At 63.1% G+C, this 14,664-nt stretch carries 15 protein-coding genes; 5 read left to right on the top strand and 10 right to left on the bottom strand.

What is annotated here, in order from left to right:
• Positions 1–45 precede the first annotated feature (45 nt).
• Positions 46–948 (top strand): DMT family transporter, encoded by a 903-nt coding sequence (locus FJ940_RS22680; protein WP_224617863.1) that lies wholly within the window; start codon positions 46–48, stop codon positions 946–948.
• A gap of 9 nt (positions 949–957) precedes the next feature.
• On the opposite strand, the gene FJ940_RS22675 is transcribed toward FJ940_RS22680, so the two are convergent.
• The 3 genes from FJ940_RS22675 to FJ940_RS22665 all read right to left on the bottom strand — a co-directional run bounded on the left by FJ940_RS22675 (position 958) and on the right by FJ940_RS22665 (position 3,436).
• The gene (locus tag FJ940_RS22675; protein WP_140559443.1) at positions 958–1,761 is read right to left on the bottom strand and encodes a helix-turn-helix transcriptional regulator; all 804 of its coding nucleotides are present in this window, start codon (positions 1,759–1,761) and stop codon (positions 958–960) included.
• 48 nt (positions 1,762–1,809) lie between these two features.
• Positions 1,810–2,682: a uracil-DNA glycosylase gene (locus FJ940_RS22670; RefSeq protein WP_140657993.1), complete on the bottom strand. Its 873-nt coding sequence runs from the start codon at positions 2,680–2,682 to the stop codon at positions 1,810–1,812.
• 109 nt (positions 2,683–2,791) lie between these two features.
• The gene (locus tag FJ940_RS22665; RefSeq protein ID WP_140657991.1) at positions 2,792–3,436 is read right to left on the bottom strand and encodes a hypothetical protein; all 645 of its coding nucleotides are present in this window, start codon (positions 3,434–3,436) and stop codon (positions 2,792–2,794) included.
• 220 nt (positions 3,437–3,656) lie between these two features.
• Here FJ940_RS22665 and FJ940_RS22660 point away from each other — a divergent pair, with 220 nt between their 5' ends.
• The gene (locus tag FJ940_RS22660) at positions 3,657–5,336 is read left to right on the top strand and encodes an electron transfer flavoprotein-ubiquinone oxidoreductase (RefSeq protein WP_140657989.1); all 1,680 of its coding nucleotides are present in this window, start codon (positions 3,657–3,659) and stop codon (positions 5,334–5,336) included.
• Positions 5,337–5,474: 138 nt separating this feature from the next.
• The gene (locus tag FJ940_RS22655; RefSeq protein WP_140657987.1) at positions 5,475–6,068 is read left to right on the top strand and encodes a DUF922 domain-containing protein; all 594 of its coding nucleotides are present in this window, start codon (positions 5,475–5,477) and stop codon (positions 6,066–6,068) included.
• A 13-nt stretch (positions 6,069–6,081) separates the two neighbouring features.
• Here the strand turns inward: FJ940_RS22655 and FJ940_RS22650 are convergent, their stop codons facing one another.
• The 5 genes from FJ940_RS22650 to FJ940_RS22635 form a co-directional block, all read right to left on the bottom strand.
• Complete coding sequence (locus FJ940_RS22650) at positions 6,082–7,092, bottom strand: endonuclease/exonuclease/phosphatase family protein (protein ID WP_224680932.1); 1,011 nt, start codon at positions 7,090–7,092, stop codon at positions 6,082–6,084.
• 159 nt (positions 7,093–7,251) lie between these two features.
• Positions 7,252–8,712, bottom strand: coding sequence for an AMP nucleosidase (locus FJ940_RS22645; RefSeq protein ID WP_224684496.1), 1,461 nt, complete (start codon positions 8,710–8,712; stop codon positions 7,252–7,254).
• A gap of 101 nt (positions 8,713–8,813) precedes the next feature.
• Positions 8,814–9,008: a hypothetical protein gene (locus tag FJ940_RS22640; RefSeq protein ID WP_140494649.1), complete on the bottom strand. Its 195-nt coding sequence runs from the start codon at positions 9,006–9,008 to the stop codon at positions 8,814–8,816.
• A gap of 54 nt (positions 9,009–9,062) precedes the next feature.
• Positions 9,063–9,221: a hypothetical protein gene (locus tag FJ940_RS28550; protein WP_181165140.1), complete on the bottom strand. Its 159-nt coding sequence runs from the start codon at positions 9,219–9,221 to the stop codon at positions 9,063–9,065.
• Positions 9,222–9,428: 207 nt separating this feature from the next.
• A complete protein-coding gene (locus tag FJ940_RS22635) occupies positions 9,429–9,770 on the bottom strand; it encodes a DUF2147 domain-containing protein (protein ID WP_140555823.1) in 342 nt (113 codons plus the stop codon).
• Between the two features lie 446 nt (positions 9,771–10,216).
• On the opposite strand from FJ940_RS22635, the gene FJ940_RS22630 reads away from it, so the two are divergent.
• Entirely contained in the window at positions 10,217–10,483 is a 267-nt protein-coding gene (locus tag FJ940_RS22630; protein ID WP_010915070.1) for a sel1 repeat family protein, read from the top strand.
• Positions 10,484–10,881: 398 nt separating this feature from the next.
• Complete coding sequence (locus FJ940_RS22625; RefSeq protein WP_140494645.1) at positions 10,882–12,003, top strand: branched-chain amino acid ABC transporter substrate-binding protein; 1,122 nt, start codon at positions 10,882–10,884, stop codon at positions 12,001–12,003.
• A gap of 153 nt (positions 12,004–12,156) precedes the next feature.
• On the opposite strand, the gene FJ940_RS22620 is transcribed toward FJ940_RS22625, so the two are convergent.
• Positions 12,157–14,118, bottom strand: coding sequence for an acetyl/propionyl/methylcrotonyl-CoA carboxylase subunit alpha (locus FJ940_RS22620; RefSeq protein WP_140657983.1), 1,962 nt, complete (start codon positions 14,116–14,118; stop codon positions 12,157–12,159).
• On the bottom strand, positions 14,100–14,663 hold the full coding sequence (locus tag FJ940_RS22615; RefSeq protein ID WP_140657981.1) for an O-acetyl-ADP-ribose deacetylase: 564 nt from the start codon (positions 14,661–14,663) through the stop codon (positions 14,100–14,102). The genes FJ940_RS22620 and FJ940_RS22615 overlap by 19 nt, the downstream gene beginning before the upstream one ends.
• Position 14,664: the final 1 nt, after the last annotated feature.

The raw sequence follows: 14,664 nt of genomic DNA, 5'->3' as shown, positions 1-14,664 counted from the left end.
GACAACAGTGACAATACCGTAGGGCACAACACGCTCACTGGCATTATGCTGAAGATCGTCTCGGTGGCGGTCTTCGTCGGCATGTCGACCTGCATCAAGGCGGCGGGCACTGTGCCGGCGGGACAGATCGTCTTCTTCCGCTCCTTCTTCGCTATCTTTCCGATCATTGCCTTTCTGGCTTTCAAGGGAAATCTCGGCACGGCTTTCAGTACAAGCCGTCCGTTCAACCACATCGCGCGCGGCGTCGTCGGCGTCTGCGCCATGGGGCTCGGCTTCTTCGCGCTGACGCGGTTGCCGCTGCCGGAAGCAATCACGCTGAATTACGCCCAGCCACTGTTGGTGGTGGTGTTCAGCTCGATTTTCCTCGGCGAAGCCATTCGTGTCTATCGCTGGAGCGCGGTCGCCGTCGGCCTCGTCGGTGTGCTGATCATCTCCTGGCCGGAGCTGACGCTCCTGAGTTCCGGCGAGGCGCTCGACGACCAGGAGGTGCTCGGCGTCATCGCCGCATTGATAGCGGCGGCGATTTCGGCCGTCGCCATGCTGCTCGTGCGCAATCTCGTGCAAAGCGAGCGCACCGCCACGATCGTGCTTTGGTTTTCGGTCACCGCGAGCGTCATGGCGCTGCTGTCGCTGCCGTTTGGGTGGCAGGCGCTGACGCCGGGGCAGGCGGTCCTTCTTGTCGCCGCCGGCTTCTGCGGCGGCCTTGGCCAGATCCTGATGACCTCGGCTTACCGCCATGCCGAGGCATCGGTGGTGGCGCCGTTCGAATACACCTCGATGATCCTCGGCGTCTTGGTCGGCTATCTCGTCTTCGGCGATGTCGCCACGCTGAACACGCTGACCGGCGGTCTGATCGTCGTTGCCGCCGGCATCTTCATCATCTGGCGCGAACGTCAACTCGGCCTGGAACGCACCCGCACGCGCAAGGCCGCCCCGCCGCAGGGGTGATCAGCACCGTTAGGCCCGCTCTTTCGCCAATCTTACCAGCGCCGTCCGCGTCTGCTCGTCGGCCGGAAAGAAGGACTCGATCGCCAGCTCCGACAGCGTCACGTCCAGCGGCGTGCCGAACACGGTGATGGTGCTGATGAACGACAGCACCTGATCCCCATGGGCAAGCCGCAGCGGATGCACGATGCCGCTCGGCTCGACCCGCGCCGGCCGCCCACTCTTCAGGCCGGAGGGATAACCGCGCAACTCACGCTCCAGTTCGATCAGCACCGGATCGCCTGACGCGTCGTTCTGGTGCTTCAGGCGTTCCAGCAGGTGCGCCCGCCACTCCGCGAGATTGACGATGCGCGGCGCGACACCTCCAGGGTGCAGGCTGAGCCGCAGCACGTTGACTGGCGGCTTGAGCAGCGAGGGCTCGGAAACGTCGGCCAGGAACGGCCCAATGGCAGCGTTTGCCGAAACGAGGTTCCAGTGCCGGTCCACCGCGAGCGCCGGGAACGGCTCGTGCCCTCGAAGCACCGTCTCGACCGCCGCCATGGCCGGTGCCAGCGAAATGTCGGTCAGCGGCCTTTCGCTGAAGCTCGGCGCAAAGCCCGCCGCCAGCAAGAGCTGGTTGCGCTGGCGAAGCGGGATCGAAAGCTGCTCGGCCAGGTGTAGCACCATGTCGCGCGACGGCGCGGCCCGCCCGCTCTCGACGAAGCTCAGATGCCGCTGCGAGATATCGGCTTCCGTGGCGAGGTCGAGCTGGCTCATCCGGCGTCGCGTGCGCCATTCACGGATGAGGCTGCCGGCGGAGGTTTGAGGAGATATCATGAGGGCATGGTTAGGGCGACGGCAGGCGCATTTCAATTACCCGCGAGGTCATGGAGAGGTGAGCGCTCTTAGCTTCGCCTTCACCTCGAGAAAATCCCGCCAAGCCAGCTTCTTGTGCGTCGGCGTCCTCAGTAGATAGGCCGGGTGCAGCGTCGGCATCGCCGGAATAACGACGCCGGACGCTGTCGTGTGGGCGCGCCAGTTGCCGCGCAGCCGCAAGATGCCTTCGCTCGTATTCAGAAGGGTTTTGGCCGAGGGCCCGCCGAGATTGACCAGCACCTTCGGCTTGACCAGTTCGATCTGCCTTTCGATGAACGGCCGGCAGATCTCGGTTTCGTGCGGCGTCGGCGTGCGGTTTCCCGGCGGCCGCCAGGGGATGACATTGGCGATGTAGACGGATGTCCGGTCTAGCCCGATCGCGGCCAACATGCGGTCTAGCAGCCGGCCGGAGCGGCCGACGAAGGGCAGGCCTTCTATATCCTCGTCACGGCCGGGCGCCTCGCCGACCAGCATCACCGATGCATCCGGGTTGCCGTCGGCAAAGACCAGGTTCTTGGCGGTGAACTTCAGGTTGCAGCCGTCAAAAGTCGACATGTGCTGGCGAAGCTCGTCCAGCGTCGAGGCAGCCGAGGCCAATTCACGCGCCAGCGCCGCCTGCGCCTCGTCGGGTACCGCCGAAATGGGCGGGCGCGCCGGCGGAGCGTTAGGCACGGCGCTCGCATCGAGACGCGGTTGGGCGGGCCGCTCCGGTGCTCTGCTATCGCTCGGCGCGGCAGCCGGCATCCGCTCCGCCGGCTTGGGCGCGGCTTCCGCGAAGCGGTTCACCGGCGCGTCCTCCAACGCCTCGTCGACGCCCGCGCTGGCATAGAAGGCGAGCAGCTCGGCGATATCAGGTCGGCTGTTTGGGGAAGCGGCAGTCATGGCGCCACCATCGTTCGACTGGTCGCATATTGCAAGTTGGTGATTGGGGACATTGGCACAACCGGGCAATGACGGCCTGTCTGTGGCAGCGTCATACGCTCACCGCAACCTAACCCGTCGGTATGCGCGGGTCCTGCACCAGATAAAAGGTCCAGCGCGGCGTATAGTCGGTGATCAGGAATTCGAACCTGGCGGTCTTTAGCGGGTCGACCTTGCCGTTCTTGAACAGCAGACGGTCATACGGTTCAAAATCGCGGTCGAAATCGGCAAAATTGCTCGACCAGATATTGTCAGGCGTCTTGTTGCGCTGGTCGAACGAAAGCCCGTCGCCGAAGACGCTCGGCTGATTCAGGACCTCCTGAAGCTCGAACTGGAATTCGATCCAGGCCTGGCCGCTGTTGTTGAGCACGTCCAAGCGCAAATACATGATGCCGTTGGCGAACTCGCCCGCCTTGCCGAACGCCTGGATCGGCTTGGTTGCACGGATGGTCAACGTCACCGGCGTCGCTGAATTCAGCTCTTCGGTGATGACGAGCGGATCGTCCTTGGTGCCGGTGCCGGAAGCGCCGGTGATTTCGAACCCGCCAAGCTCGTCGGAGAAGGAGTAGGCACCGGTGGCCCAGACCTTCACCTCGTCTGCAAAGGCATGGACCGGCGCCAGCAGGGGGAGGGCCGAAAGGAACGCCCGGCAGGCCCTGCCGGGCGTCGATGGGAAGCGCGTTGATGAGAAGCCGCCTGGCCCAGGAATGCGCATGGTGCGAAGTATGGCCGATAAGCAAGCCGTCGAACAATTAAAAACGTACGCGTTGCGGGCAGGCCGGCGCAAAACGGGTGTCCTTCGGCACGATGCGCGACTTTTTGGCCAAATCCGCGTTGTCACAGACGCGCCGGTTTCCTGTCGCGACTTGATGCGCTATGCAGCGCATGAGCCAGCAAGATACGCGCAATAGCGACAAGCCAGTGCGGAGGGGTTGATGAGCGATATCGAACGCGAAAGCATGGAATTCGACGTGGTGATCGTCGGTGCGGGCCCGGCCGGCCTCGCCGCCGCCATCCGCCTGAAGCAAGTCAATCCCGAGCTTTCCGTGGTCGTGCTGGAAAAGGGCGGTGAGGTTGGCGCCCACATCTTGTCAGGAGCCGTCGTCGATCCAATCGGCATCGACCGGTTGCTGCCGGGCTGGCGCGACGAACAAGACCATCCATTCAAAACGCCGGTCACGGCGGACCATTTCCTGGTGCTTGGCCCCGCCGGCTCTTTCCGCCTGCCCAACATGATGATGCCGCCTCTGATGAACAATCACGGCAACTACATCGTCTCGCTTGGCAATGTCTGCCGCTGGCTGGCCGCCAAGGCCGAGGCGCTCGGCGTGGAAATCTATCCGGGGTTCGCCGCGGCCGGCCTGCTCTATAACGAGGAAGGCGCCGTCACCGGTGTTGTCACCGGCGACATGGGCGTCGAAAAGGATGGCACACACGGCCCGGGTTTCGCGCCGGGCATGGCGCTGATGGGCAAATATGTGCTGATCGGAGAGGGCGCGCGCGGCTCGCTCGCCAAGCAGTTGATCGCCAGGTTCAGGCTTTCCGAGGGCCGCGAGCCGGGCAAATACGGCATCGGCCTCAAGGAACTGTGGCAGGTCAAGCCGGAGAAGCACAGGCCGGGTCTCGTCCAGCACTCCTTCGGCTGGCCGCTCGATCTCAAGACCGGCGGCGGCTCTTTCCTCTATCATCTGGACGACAATCAGGTGGCGGTGGGCTTCGTCGTCCACCTCAATTACAAGAACCCCTGGCTGTCGCCGTTCGAGGAGTTCCAGCGCTTCAAGACCCACCCGGCGATCAGCGGTACTTTCGAGGGCGCCAGGCGGTTGGGCTATGGCGCGCGCGCGATTACCGAAGGCGGCTGGCAGTCGGTGCCGAAACTGTGCTTCCCGGGTGGCGCGTTGATGGGCTGCGCCGCCGGCCTCGTAAACGTCCCGCGCATCAAGGGCTCGCACAATGCCGTGTTGTCGGGAATGCTGGCGGCCGAGCATGTCGCCGAGGCAATCGCCGCCGGCCGCGCCAATGACGAGCTCTCCGCTTACGAAGCCGCGTGGCGGGCGACAGACATCGGCAAGGATCTGAAGAAGGTGCGCAACGTCAAGCCGCTGTGGTCGCGCTTCGGCACCATCGCCGGCGTCGCCATCGGCGGCCTGGACATGTGGCTGAACACTTTGTTCGGCTTCTCGCCCTTCGGCACGCTGAAGCATGGCAAGGCCGACTACGCCACGCTAGAGCCCGCCGCGAAGCACAAGAAAATAGACTATCCCAAGGCCGATGGCGTGCTGACCTTCGACCGCTTGTCCTCGGTGTTCCTGTCCAACACCAACCACGAGGAAAACGAGCCGGTGCATCTGCTGGTGGCGGACATGGAGCTGCAGAAGCGTTCCGAGCATGACGTCTTTGCCGGACCTTCGACGCGCTACTGCCCTGCAGGCGTCTACGAATGGGTCGACAAGGACGGCAATGCCGCTGCCGATCCGGCGGCCAAGGACGTGCGCTTCGTCATCAACGCGCAGAACTGCGTCCACTGCAAGACCTGCGACATCAAGGATCCGAACCAGAATATCGACTGGGTGCCGCCGCAAGGTGGCGAAGGCCCGGTCTATCAGAACATGTGAGCGTGCCCGGCCAAGCCGTCACGAAGAACATGCGAGCGGCGGCGGACTTGTCTGTCGCCGGCGACCGCCTGCCTCGATCAAGCCCGTTGAAGCCTTCCGCCGAGTGTGGTCTGCTCGGCTCCGACAAAGGAGGCGGACATGCGCCTGACCAGCCCCACGATGCTCGCCATGGCCTTCATGCTGCTTTGCGCATCAGCCGCGTCGGCGGGCACAAAGCTCACCGTTCACATCCGCACCTATGATGTCGTTGGAAATACCGGAGCCGCCCTTGTCGAGGCAATGGACCGGCTGGGACCCAAGCACGGCTATATGGCGCGTGCCATCGCCGAAACCGGTTACGCCGTGCATTGGGATCTCGATATTGTCCGGAAGGATGGTGCCTGCCATCTGCGGCAGGCCAACGGGACGCTGAACCTGACCTACACTTTCCCGCGGCTCTCGTCGGCAAGCCCTGTCCTGCGCGAACGTTGGGACCGTTTCATGATCGGCGTTCGCAAGCACGAGCAGACGCATGGCGGTATCGCGAGGCGTATGATGCGGGCCACCGAGGCCGCGCTTGCCGGCCTGCGGCGCCCGGACAACTGGTTCTGCACCGCCACGCATCTCGAGGCGCGGCGCCGGATCAAGGCCATCTATGTCGAATACGAAGCCAGGCAGAACGCTTTCGATGCGCGCGAGCATCGCGGCGGCGGGCCTGTCGAGCACCTTGTCGAAGCGTTGACCAAACCCTGAGAATGCCGAAGCATCAACCGCGCGGATTGTTTTCAAGGTCGCTCGCCGCGAGCGCGCTCTCATGCTCGTCATGGGGCAGCCTGTCGTCGGGGCGAAGCGAGAACTCCACGAGTACGGGAAGATGGTCGGAGCCGGTATCTTCCAGTCGCGTTGACGACAGAATGGTCACGCCGCCCTTGCTGAACGCCTGGTCGATCGGGAGGCCTGCATAGCGGCGCAGGAAGTCGGGCAGCTTCCGGTGAATCCAGGTCGACCCGGCCGACGGCATGACCGTCAGTCCGCCGAGAGCGGCGACGCGCCGCACCGCGGCGCTCCATGGCACCGCGTTGCAATCGCCGGCCATGATGGCGGTTTGGCCGAGCGATGAAAGCTGCTCCGAGAGTTCGCCGATCTGCCAATACTGTTCCCGCGGCCACGGCCAGCTGAGATGGATGGCGGCGACGTCGGCGCTCCTGCCGCCGAAATCGATGGTCGCAACGGCCATTGCGCCCCGGCGCTCGCAATGTGGCGCGGTGCCGGCGAGAAAGGGCCGCCGCGAGAGCAGCGCGACGCCGAATACGCCGTTGGGATAGGGACAGAGGATCCGGTATGGATAGGCGCTGGCGATGTAGCCAAGCTCCGTCGCCCACATCGCCGACACCTCGTCCAGGGTGATGACGTCGGGATTGGTCCGGCCGATCAGTGACAGCACTTTTTTCGGCGTCGGGTTGTCGTAGCGCAGATTCATCTGCAGCAGGCTGTAGACTACCTGGTCGGTGGGTTTGGCGACCGCCTGAACCGGCCACGGCCGGGGCAAGGCGGTCGAAGCGGTGGCAAGAGCGGCCACGGCAAAAACCAGGGCCGCGGCCGCTTGCAGGCGAAACGATGTCGCCAGCAGCGGCAGCGCGCAAAGCGCCATCAGCACGGCGAGGTGAATGCGGAAATGCGAAAAGGAATCGAGCGCCGGGTGCAACGCGCCTAAGAAGCCGGCCACCAGCGCGACCGAGAGCGTCATCATCACGATGAATACCAGTGAAGCCGCCATGTCTCGACTGCGTTTCATCGGATCAGATCTGCATGAGTTGCCAGCGATGGTCCTCGCCCGGTTATCGGCAAAAATGCGGCTCAATCAAGATAGCGAATTGCGGGCAAGATGGCGAATCGCCGGCAAGACGGCGAATAGCTCTGGCGGCGCGCAGATCGGCTACTGGAAGGCCGTTTCCGAAAAACTTCTGAGCTTGCGCGAATGCAGCCGCTCCATCGGCATTTCCGAAAGCTTTTCCATCGCCCGGATGCCGATGGTCAGGTGCTGCGCCACCTGTCGCTTGTAGAACTCGGTCGCCATGCCGGGCAGCTTCAACTCGCCATGCAGCGGCTTGTCGGAGACACACAAGAGCGTGCCGTAAGGCACGCGGAAGCGGAAGCCATTGGCCGCGATCGTTGCCGATTCCATGTCAAGTGCGATCGCCCTTGACTGCGAAAGCCGCTGCACCGGTCCGCGCTGGTCGCGCAGTTCCCAGTTGCGGTTGTCAATGGTGGCTACAGTGCCGGTGCGCATGATGCGCTTGAGATCGTACCCCGACAGGCCGGTGACTTCGGCCACCGCTTCCTGCAATGCCACCTGGATTTCGGCCAATGGCGGGATCGGCACCCAGACCGGCAGGTCGTCGTCCAGCACGTGATCCTCGCGCACATAGGCATGCGCCAGCACATAATCGCCCAGCGCCTGCGTATTGCGCAGGCCCGCGCAGTGGCCGAGCATCACCCAGGCATGTGGCCTCAGCACCGCGATGTGGTCGGTGATCGTCTTGGCGTTGGAGGGTCCGACACCGATATTGACCATGGTGATGCCGCCATGGTTTGGCTTCTTCAAGTGGTAGGCCGGCATCTGCGGCAGGCGCTGCGGCGCCACCCCTTCGCTCGGGGCGCTCTGCCCGGCTTTGGTGACCACGTTGCCCGGTTCGATGAATTCGGCATATCCGCCGCCGCCATTCTCCATCAGGTCACGGGCGCGCGCCACGAACTCGTCGATATAGAACTGATAGTTGGTGAACAGCACGAAATTCTGGAAATGCTGCGGCGTGGTCGCGGTATAGTGCGACAGGCGGTGGAGCGAATAGTCGATCCGCTGCGCGGTGAAGGGCGCCAGCGGCCTTGGTTCTCCGAACGCCACTTCGAACGTGCCGTTGGCGATCTGGTCATCTGTACCGTCGAGATCTGGCACGTCGAACAGGTCTCGGATAGGCCGCTGGATACGCTCGGCCGCCGTTCCGTCGACATGGGTGCCTTCGAGGAAGGCGAAATGCAGCGGGATCGGCGTTGTCGATTCCGAGACCGTGACCGCGACCCCGTGATTGCGCATGATCAGACGCAATTGCTCGACCAGATAGCTTTCGAACAGGCTCGGCTGGGTGATGGTGGTGGAAAAATGCCCCGGCGTCGGCATGTGGCCATAGGCTTGGCGTGAATCGATCTGGGTGAACGAGTTGGTCGTGACACCGATCTCCGGGTAGAAGGCGCGGTAGCGCTTGCTGCTGTCGCCGCCGGCGGCAAGCGCCGCGAAGGAGTCGCGCAGGAACTTGGTGTTGCGGCCATAAAGGGCTTGCAGCGCCGCGACGGCCTTTTCTGCGGTGTCGAAGCTCTGCCGGCCAAAAGGCTCGGGCATGACGACAGATTCGATGGCTTGGGGATAGATTCGCTTTTCCATGGCTCAATATAGAGATTTGGAAAGGCGGTTGGGAGGGGTGTCCCGATCGAAGGCGCAATTTATCCGCGCTGCAGGCTGACCAGCAGCACGAAACCGACGCCGGATTTCTTCAGTGCTGGCGCGTCGATCGTGGAACCGGCATCGGCACGCATCATCGGCACGGCCAGGACCGGCGCGGCAAGAAACGCCAGGATGAGCGCCGCCCGCGGCAGAAGCCGAACGGTTTTGAAGAGGTTGGCGGCGATGCGGTTCATGGTCTTTGCTTTTCTTTCGAGGTCTTGTGGTTGGTCAGGTCTTTGGTTTCTGTCTCAGGGGCGAAGGGTGGTCGGGCAGGCGAGGCGGCAGGTTCTGGAACTGGCCTCGTCCCAGGAACGGGCCGAACGGCCCGCTTCGGCGACGAGGATGGCGAAGAACATTCCAAACAGGCTCACCAGCAGGCAGACGATGGTGAAGCGGCGGGCGAGCATTGGTCGTGTCTCCTTCAACACGCAGGAGAATGCCCGGGCACGACTGAACCGGCTCTGATGCCGGCGTTCATCTGCCGTTCAAATTGGTTGATGGGTTTTGAGGCGGCGCTGGCCATAAGGAGCATGGCCGCCGGCACAGCACGCCAGGATCATGAAACGAAAACGGGGCCTGCCGGCCCCGTTTTCATGTCGCAAGGATTGGGTCGATCAGAGCTTGTGCCAGGTCTGGCTCTTGCAGATCAGCCCGCCGAGCACGCAGCCGCTCATTTTCAGCGAGGTGCCCGACAGTGTCGCCTTGCCGGAGTAGGTCTTGTCGTTTGCCGGGTCGGTTATGCTGCCGGCGTATTTGTTGTCGCCGGACGCCTTGAGCGAACCGATGGTCTTGCCGGCATATTTGCCGGACTTCAGCGTGATGGAAAATGAACCCGAGCCCCCGATGGCCGCGGTATCGCCGGCCTGCGTCTTCCAGTTTCCCTCGATCGGATCGGCCCAGGCCACACCGGTCAGGATCAAAGTGGCCGCCAGGGCCAGGCTTGCTTTTCGAAACATCTTTCCTCCCTTGGATACCCGGCAGGAGGCTCCGCCTCGCCGGTCTGCCGCTTACGCAAACGTAAGCTAATCCAGCTCCCCGCAAAACAAAAGCGGTGCCGCAGCGGAAGCTTTGGCAATTCAGATGCGCCGACGGAAGCAATGTCGGCAGGGAAATGAATGCATGCATGCGCGGCGTTTGTTTCGCGTGGTTAGCAGAGTGTTGATTCCGCCCGCGAAAATTGTCGTCAAATTTGGCGCTATCCGGCTGAATCGCTGGCTTTGTATCCTTAACGAATTTCCACGTTTACCTATTGTTTTAGCTTTGTTTTCCTCAAATTAAGCACGCCATTTAACGACGGATTCAAGCCTGAGCGGCATTCTCGAAAGCATCGAAAGAGCGGCCCGGGCAGACAAACGGAGGCAGCTCTCGGGAGCCAGACAGGGCCGGAAGAGAGGATTGAAAAATGGCACGTTTTGAAATGCTTGAAGCAGGCTTCGGCGCCATGGGGGCAACTGCCCAGGCCGACATTCTTTTCGAACTGGGGATGATGTATGCGACGGGCCGCGATTGCGAGACCGATGTCGTCGCCGCCCACAAATGGTTCAACATCGCCGCGATCAAGGGTTCGGCCCGCGCTGCGGAATTGCGTTCGGAACTGTCGGCTGCGATGTCGAAGGTCGAGATCGCCAAGGCGCTGCGCGAAGCCCGCGAATGGATGACGATGCACTGAATTTAGAGATAAGGCAGGGCGGCCTTCTGGTCCGCCAGGCAAGGACAAGGCCGCGGTAAGACGGCCACGTGACAAAACCAAGAACGCGGCACGCCCGACAGGGCCAGCGGCGCGGCGGCCATGATCCGGTTTCGGAAAGATCAGGGCCAGCAGGAAGACAGGGAAGGCGAGTTGGGTTCGAGTGCGGGGGCGCTTGAGAAACAGCTCGACAGGCAAAGCCGCGACCGGCCGGAACAAGGCCGGCGCGGCTTTTGCCTTTTTGCTCCAGAGATGCTCCGCAGGCCTAATCGAGCGCCGCCAATGCGCCTAGACAGGCCACACGAAGGATGAAATTGTCCGGCCTCTCTGGAAGAAGCGTGGCCGGGGCGGCCGCGCGTGAGTGGAGGAGTCATACCGCAATGAAAAAATTAAGTATTTTGAACGCGGCCATTTTCGGCCTGATGATGAGCGCGCCGGTCGCCTATGCCGACGACATCACCTTTTCGGTGGTCGGTCCGATGACCGGACAGCTCGCCACCATTGGCGATCAGTTCAAGCAGGGCGCGCAGGCTGCCGCCGACGCGATCAATGCTGCCGGCGGTGTCGACGGTCGCCAGATCAAGCTCGATATCGAGGATGACCAGTGCGACCCGAAGCAGGCGGTTTCGGTCGCCAACCGTATCGTCGCCAATGGCGTCAAGTTCATCGACGGCCACGCTTGCTCGGGTTCGAGCATTCCGGCTTCCGCCGTCTATGCCGAAGCCGGTGCCCTGATGATGAGCCCGGCCTCCTCGAACCCGGTGCTGACCGACGCCGCAGCGAAGGCCGGCTGGCCGACGATCATGCGCCTCTATACGCGTGACGATGCGCAGGGTGCCTTCATCGGCCCCTGGATCGCGAAGAAGTATGCCGGCAAGAACGTCGTCATCCTGCATGACAAGAGTGCCTACGGTCAGGGCGTTGCCGATGCGGTCAAGGCCACGATGAATGCCGGCGGCCTGAAGGAAGTGGACTATGAAGGCATCAATGCCGGCGAAAAGGACTATTCGGCGCTCGTCACCAAGCTCAAGGACCTCAAGGCCGACGTTGTCTATTTCGGCGGTTACCACCCGGAGGCTGGCCTGATCCTGCGCCAGTCGGCGGAACAGGGCATCAAGTTCCAGCTGATCATGCCCGATTCGATAGCCTCGCCGGAATTCTGGCAGGTTGCCGGCCCGGCCGGCGAAGGGACCATGTTCGTCTTCCCGTCGGATCCTCAGGCAAAGCCGGAAGCCAAGGCAGCCGTCGAGAAGATCAAAGCCGGCGGTTTCGTGCCGGAAGGCTTCACGCTATTCTCCTACGCCACGATCCAGGCCTTTGCGGAAGGCATCAAGCGTGCCGGCAGCGATGATCCGGCCAAGGTCGCCGAGGCGCTGAAGAACGGGCAGCCAATCAGCACGGTTGTCGGCAATGTCACCTTCGACGAGAAGGGCGACCTCAAGAACGCCAGCTACGACATCAACCAGTGGCACGACGGCAAGTATGCGCCGATCCAGCCGTAATCGCTGCCTATATCGATGAAATGGCCGGGCTCGTCCCGGCCATTTCATTTCTGCCTGTGTGTCTTGCCATGGACATATAACGGCGGTCGACATTCTACGGCGCCTCTCTCTGTCCGGCAGGACAGGGACGCTTGGCGTCCGGCAGCGAGGCTGTCAGCCTTGCATATCCTCGAACCGCACCAGCACGGTGCCGTCGGTAACCTGCGCGCCCTCGGTGGCGATCTCGGCGATCACGCCATCATGGGGCGCGGCGATGGTGTGCTCCATCTTCATCGCCTCGAGAATAAGCAGCGGTTGCCCCTTCATCACCGTATCGCCCTTTGTCGCCCGCACAAGCTTGACCAGTCCCGGCATCGGCGCGCGCAAACTGCCTGACGCCGCCGCCGCATCATCGCCTCTGGCCAACGGGTCCGGCACCGCGAACGTATAGCCGGCCGCGCCTTCGAATATCGTGATGTGGCCTGGCCAGCGGGCGAGGCGAGGAACGGCGCGAAGGTCATGCGAATTGGCGCTGTCATAGGGTGCATGGAGCGTCACCTGGGAACGCCGGTCTGGTCGTACCGAAACCCTCGCCAGAATATCGTCCTCGCCAAACTTCAGCCGGATCTGTCGTGCCATGCCATGGAAATGCGTGTAGCCGGCAAGTGACGACCATGGATCATCCGATGCCGGCAGCGCGCCCGCCCCGGAGGCCGCTATGGCCGCGGCCGCGACCGTTTCGCCGCTCGGCGGCGCAATCTCGGTCAGCGCCTGCTGGTGGAGGCCTATCAGGCCGGTATCGACGTCGCCCGCCGAAAAGTCCGGATCGGTCACCAGCGCGGCGAGGAAGGCGGTATTGACGATCGAACCGGCGACTTCGGTTCGCGCAAGCGCCGCGCCGAGTGCCTCCAGCGCAGCCGGCCTGTCCCCGCCATGCACCACCAGCTTGGCGATCATCGGATCATAATAGGGAGAAATGGCGTCGCCGGCCCGCACCCCGGTTTCGACACGCATGGCGGCCCCTTGGGGAACCATGTCGGGAAATTTCAGATGATGCAGCGTGCCGGTCGCAGGCAGAAACTCCCTTGCGGCATCCTCGGCATAGAGGCGCGCCTCGAAGGCGTGGCCGGCTAGCTTTATCTCGCCTTGCGTTTTCGGCAGCTTCTCGCCGGATGCGACCCGCAACTGCCATTCTACCAGATCAGTGCCGGTGACCATCTCGGTGACCGGGTGCTCGACCTGCAACCTCGTGTTCATCTCCATGAACCAGAAGCGGTCAGGCGTCAGGCCTTGCGAGGCATCGACGATGAATTCGATGGTCCCGGCACCGCAGTAGCTGATCGCCTTGGCGGCCTTCACCGCCGCCTCGGTCATCGCCTTGCGTAACGCCTCCGTCATGCCGGGGGCGGGGGCTTCCTCGATAACCTTCTGATGGCGTCGCTGCACCGAGCAGTCGCGTTCGAACAGATGGACGGCATTGCCGAAATTGTCGCCGAAAACCTGCACCTCGATGTGGCGCGGTTTGTCGATATATTTTTCCACCAGTACACGGTCGTCGCCAAAAGCGGATTTCGCCTCGCGTCGTGCGCTCGACAGCGCTTCGGAAAACTCGTCGGGGTGCTCGACCCGGCGCATGCCCTTGCCACCGCCGCCGGCCCGCGCCTTGATCAGCACGGGGTAGCCGATTTCGCGTGCCTTAGAGGCCAGGACCACGATCTCCTGTGCCTCGCCATGGTAGCCCGGCACGACGGGCACGCCGGCCTTTTCCATCAGCCGTTTGGCGGCATCCTTCAGCCCCATGGCGCGGATAGAGGCCGCCGACGGGCCGATGAAGGTGAGCCCCGCGGCCGCCACCTGGTCGACGAAATCAGGATTTTCCGACAGGAAGCCATAGCCGGGATGAACGGCTTGCGAGCCTGTCGCCAAGGCGGCCGCGACGATCTTGTCGCCGCGCAGATAGCTGTCGCTGACAGGCGAGGCACCGATATGTACCGCCTCGTCGGCCATCTCGACATGCAGGGATTTCGCATCGCCATCGGAATAGACGGCAACCGTGCGCACCCCCATCCTGCGCGCCGTGCGGATCACCCGGCATGCGATCTCGCCTCGGTTGGCGATCAGGATCTTTGTGAACATGAAACCTCCGTAGACTGCGTTCGCCTCGAGGAAGCAACGGCCTCACGGTATAGTTCGGCCATTTGTTCGTCGAAGCAGCAGAAGACGACGGTCTGCGGCGTCGTATTTCCGCTCAAGAAGCTATTTACGGCGCCGACTGCAATTGCTGCCGCCTCATCCCTCGGATAGCGGTAGATGCCCGTCGAGATCGCCGGAAAGGCGACCGAGCGGCATTCCTTCTCGGCGGCGATTTCGAGCGAACGCCGATAGCAGGAGGCGAGCAACTCCGCCTCGCCCTTGCCGCCGCCCTGCCAGACTGGACCGACCGTATGGATGACGTAGCGGGCCGGCAGCCGATAGCCCTTGGTCAACTTTGCATCGCCGGTCTTGCAGCCGTTGAGCGTGCGGCATTCGGCGAGGAGTTCCGGCCCCGCCGCCCGGTGAATGGCGCCGTCGACCCCGCCGCCGCCGAGCAGCGAGGAATTGGCCGCGTTGACAATGGCGTCGACATCCAACTTGGTGATGTCGCCGACGTTAATGCGGATCCTGTCCTGCACCTCGCCCATT

It is taken from the genome of Mesorhizobium sp. B2-3-7 (genome assembly GCF_006442695.1).
GTDB lineage: Bacteria > Pseudomonadota > Alphaproteobacteria > Rhizobiales > Rhizobiaceae > Mesorhizobium.
Note: the sequence above shows the minus strand (reverse complement) of the source record. Positions and strands in the feature narration are given on the sequence as shown.

Bases quoted from the DNA above. Each gene is read 5' to 3' on its own strand.
- FJ940_RS28550 (WP_181165140.1), bottom strand. From the start codon at position 9,221: ATGCTCGCCCGCCGCTTCACCATCGTCTGCCTGCTGGTGAGCCTGTTT.
- FJ940_RS22620 (WP_140657983.1), bottom strand. From the start codon at position 14,118: ATGTTCACAAAGATCCTGATCGCCAACCGAGGCGAGATCGCATGCCGG.
- FJ940_RS22660 (WP_140657989.1), top strand. From the start codon at position 3,657: ATGAGCGATATCGAACGCGAAAGCATGGAATTCGACGTGGTGATCGTC.
- FJ940_RS22625 (WP_140494645.1), top strand. From the start codon at position 10,882: ATGAAAAAATTAAGTATTTTGAACGCGGCCATTTTCGGCCTGATGATG.
- FJ940_RS22640 (WP_140494649.1), bottom strand. From the start codon at position 9,008: ATGAACCGCATCGCCGCCAACCTCTTCAAAACCGTTCGGCTTCTGCCG.
- FJ940_RS22635 (WP_140555823.1), bottom strand. From the start codon at position 9,770: ATGTTTCGAAAAGCAAGCCTGGCCCTGGCGGCCACTTTGATCCTGACC.
- FJ940_RS22650 (WP_224680932.1), bottom strand. From the start codon at position 7,092: ATGGCGGCTTCACTGGTATTCATCGTGATGATGACGCTCTCGGTCGCG.
- FJ940_RS22670 (WP_140657993.1), bottom strand. From the start codon at position 2,682: ATGACTGCCGCTTCCCCAAACAGCCGACCTGATATCGCCGAGCTGCTC.
- FJ940_RS22645 (WP_224684496.1), bottom strand. From the start codon at position 8,712: ATGCCCGAGCCTTTTGGCCGGCAGAGCTTCGACACCGCAGAAAAGGCC.
- FJ940_RS22680 (WP_224617863.1), top strand. From the start codon at position 46: ATGCTGAAGATCGTCTCGGTGGCGGTCTTCGTCGGCATGTCGACCTGC.
- FJ940_RS22615 (WP_140657981.1), bottom strand. From the start codon at position 14,663: ATGGGCGAGGTGCAGGACAGGATCCGCATTAACGTCGGCGACATCACC.
- FJ940_RS22655 (WP_140657987.1), top strand. From the start codon at position 5,475: ATGCGCCTGACCAGCCCCACGATGCTCGCCATGGCCTTCATGCTGCTT.
- FJ940_RS22675 (WP_140559443.1), bottom strand. From the start codon at position 1,761: ATGATATCTCCTCAAACCTCCGCCGGCAGCCTCATCCGTGAATGGCGC.
- FJ940_RS22630 (WP_010915070.1), top strand. From the start codon at position 10,217: ATGGCACGTTTTGAAATGCTTGAAGCAGGCTTCGGCGCCATGGGGGCA.
- FJ940_RS22665 (WP_140657991.1), bottom strand. From the start codon at position 3,436: ATGCGCATTCCTGGGCCAGGCGGCTTCTCATCAACGCGCTTCCCATCG.